This window comes from Streptomyces sp. NPDC057638, assembly GCF_042800315.1.
Taxonomy (GTDB): Bacteria; Actinomycetota; Actinomycetes; order Streptomycetales; family Streptomycetaceae; genus Streptomyces.
On the sequence record NZ_JBHVHF010000528.1, the window covers coordinates 1 to 3,186 of the forward strand.

Here is a 3,186-nt window from a genome sequence, read left to right on the forward strand (position 1 = left end):
GCGACCGGGCTCACCCCCTTCGTACGCGTTTCGTATGCCCGGGGATCAGGCCAGGGACGCGCCCGGGAGTTCGACCTTGGCGCCGAGCTCCACGAGCTTGTCCATGAAGTTCTCGTAGCCCCGGTTGATCAGCTCGATGCCGTGCACCCGGGAGGTGCCCTGCGCCGCGAGCGCCGCGATCAGATAGGAGAAGCCGCCGCGCAGGTCGGGGATGACCAGATCGGCGCCCTGGAGGCGGGTGGGGCCGGAGACGACGGCCGAGTGCAGGAAGTTGCGCTGGCCGAAGCGGCAGTCGGAGCCGCCCAGGCACTCGCGGTAGAGCTGGATATGAGCGCCCATCTGGTTGAGGGCGGAGGTGAAGCCCAGCCGGGACTCGTAGACCGTCTCGTGGACGATGGAGAGGCCCGCCGCCTGCGTCAGCGCCACCACCAGGGGCTGCTGCCAGTCGGTCTGGAAGCCGGGGTGGACGTCCGTCTCCAGGGCGATGGCGTTCAGGGAGCCGCCCGGGTGCCAGAAGCGGATGCCCTCGTCGTCGATCTCGAAGGCGCCGCCGACCTTGCGGTAGGTGTTGAGGAAGGTCATCATCGAGCGCTGCTGGGCGCCGCGCACATAGATGTTGCCCTCGGTGGCGAGCGCCGCGGACGCCCAGGAGGCGGCCTCCAGACGGTCCGGCAGGGCCCGGTGGGTGTAGCCGCCGAGACGGTCGACGCCCGTGATGCGGATGGTGCGGTCGGTGTTGATCGAGATGATCGCGCCCATCTTCTGGAGCACGCAGATCAGGTCCTCGATCTCGGGCTCCACCGCCGCGTTCGACAGCTCGGTGACACCCTCGGCGAGCACGGCGGTCAGCAGGACCTGCTCAGTGGAGCCGACGGAGGGGTAGGGCAGCCGGATCTTGCAGCCGCGCAGCCGCTGCGGGGCCTCCAGATACTGGCCGTCGTCCCGCTTCTCGATCCGGGCGCCGAACTGGCGCAGCACGTCGAAGTGGAAGTCGATGGGACGACCGCCGATGTCACAGCCGCCGAGCCCCGGGATGAAGGCGTGGCCCAGCCGGTGCAGCAGCGGACCGCAGAACAGGATCGGGATGCGCGAGGAGCCCGCGTGGGCGTCGATGTCGGCGACGTTGGCGCTCTCCACATGCGTGGGGTCGAGCACCAGTTCGCCGGGCTCGTCGCCGGGGCGGACGGTCACCCCGTGGAGCTGGAGCAGCCCGCGTACCACCCGCACATCGCGGATGTCGGGCACATTGCGCAGTCTGCTCGGCTCGCTGCCGAGAAGGGCGGCGACCATCGCCTTCGGCACCAGGTTCTTGGCGCCGCGGACGCGGATCTCACCCTCCAGCGGGGTTCCGCCGTGGACAAGCAGTACATCGTCTGTGCCGGTCATGGATCTCGCGTTCCGGAGCGGGTCCCCTCAGTGGTGCGAGGGGAGGTCGGGCAGAGGGTCAGTGAAAAGGGTAAGGGGCCAGGGTCCTTGTCCCGTCAGGCCCGTAGGGCACTCTGACGCAATGCGCTCGGTGGGGCACGCTCGGTGGAGCGCTGTTATGCGGAGTGTCACCTTCCGCCTTGGTCGAAGGGCACGATCGCGCCCCTTCTGAGCTGCGTCGCGTCATCTGGCGGGGACCCGGCCCCCGCGGCGGCCGAAGATGCGGGATCATGTCTCGCATGACCGAGGTGTCCTCGCTCACAGGGCGGCTTCTCGTCGCCACCCCTGCCCTCGCCGACCCCAATTTCGACCGGGCGGTGGTCCTGTTGCTCGACCACGACGACGAGGGCTCCCTCGGAGTGGTCCTCAACCGGCCCACCCCCGTCGGCGTCGGCGACATCCTCGAACCCTGGGCCGCACTCGCCGGCGAACCCGGCGTCGTCTTCCAAGGCGGCCCCGTCTCCCTCGACTCCGCGCTCGGCGTCGCCGTCATCCCCGGCGACGAAGGCCCCCTCGGCTGGCGCCGGGTCTACGGCGCCATCGGCCTCGTCGACCTCGAAACCCCACCCGAACTGCTCGGCGCCGCCCTCGGCTCCCTGCGCATCTTCGCCGGATACGCGGGCTGGGGCCCCGGCCAACTGGAGGACGAGCTCAACGACGGCGCCTGGTACGTCGTCGAATCCGAACCCGGCGACGTCTCCTCCCCCCGCCCGGAGAACCTCTGGCGCGCGGTCCTGCGCCGCCAACGCAGCGAACTGGCGATGTTCGCCACCTACCCCGACGACGCTTCTCTGAATTAGCGGTTCTTCGCCTCCGGGGCGCTTTAGTCGATGTCTCGCGTCCGACGTGCTCGATCGCTCGTTCCTCACGATCTCCGCGCGACGGCCACGAGACATCGACGCGCCCCTTTGGCTCAGAACCGACCTCGGGTAGGGCGAGTCCTTACACGGAGCTACTCACCGGCAGAGGTCCTTGGGGTGAGCCGGTGGCGGGGCTCGCACGGCGGAAGCCGGGGCGAGGGCTCTTCGGAAAGTCGACAACGGTCACGGTCACACCGACAGCGACCACGGCAGCCGGGCTCCGGGGGCAGGTTCGGGGGGTGCAGGGTCGCCCCCGCAGGGAGTGGCGGGGCAACCGGTCTCACGGGACAGGGGGGTCTTGTCCGCCGCTCACGAGGAGGTGAGCCCGGAGGCCACCGAACCCCGCAGACGAAGGACAGCGGAACACGCGGACACCGCACCCGCGGACCGCGTACGGCGGGACGCACGGAAAGCGCGTCCGGCCCGCGCCGACGCCCGCGCGTGCCCGGGCCGGCGCCCGCCCGCTCCGGCGCCACGCCCGACGCCGGGGGTACGGGAGGAGGGGACCCGGGTACCCTTGGAGTCCATGAGCACTCTTGAGCCCGAGCGCGGGTCAGGGACGGGAACCCTCGTCGAGCCAACGCCCCAGGTATCGCACGGCGACGGCGACCACGAGCGCTTCGCGCACTACGTCCAGAAGGACAAGATCATGGCGAGTGCCCTCGACGGCACTCCCGTGGTGGCGCTCTGCGGCAAGGTCTGGGTGCCGGGGCGTGACCCCAAGAAGTACCCCGTCTGCCCGATGTGCAAGGAGATCTACGAGTCCATGAGCCCCGGTGGGGACAAGGGCAAGGGCAAGGGCGACAAGGACAAGTAGGACGGCCCCGGGGTCGCCCCGGGTGGAGAACGTTCCCGGGGTGACCCCGGGTGGTGCACGGCCCCGTGGGGCGCGCGAGATGGA

General features: G+C 70.3%; 3 protein-coding genes. 2 read left to right on the forward strand and 1 reads right to left on the reverse strand.

Translation table 11 applies throughout. The annotated features are described in order from the left end of the window. Positions 1–45: 45 nt before the first annotated feature. On the reverse strand, positions 46–1,386 hold the full coding sequence (gene murA / locus ACFVIM_RS34345; protein ID WP_384310092.1) for a UDP-N-acetylglucosamine 1-carboxyvinyltransferase: 1,341 nt from the start codon (positions 1,384–1,386) through the stop codon (positions 46–48). 278 nt (positions 1,387–1,664) lie between these two features. On the opposite strand from murA, the gene ACFVIM_RS34350 reads away from it, so the two are divergent. Further along, a complete protein-coding gene (locus ACFVIM_RS34350) occupies positions 1,665–2,225 on the forward strand; it encodes a YqgE/AlgH family protein (RefSeq protein WP_384310095.1) in 561 nt (186 codons plus the stop codon). A 586-nt stretch (positions 2,226–2,811) separates the two neighbouring features. Next, positions 2,812–3,102 (forward strand): DUF3039 domain-containing protein, encoded by a 291-nt coding sequence (locus ACFVIM_RS34355; RefSeq protein ID WP_384310098.1) that lies wholly within the window; start codon positions 2,812–2,814, stop codon positions 3,100–3,102. Positions 3,103–3,186: the final 84 nt, after the last annotated feature.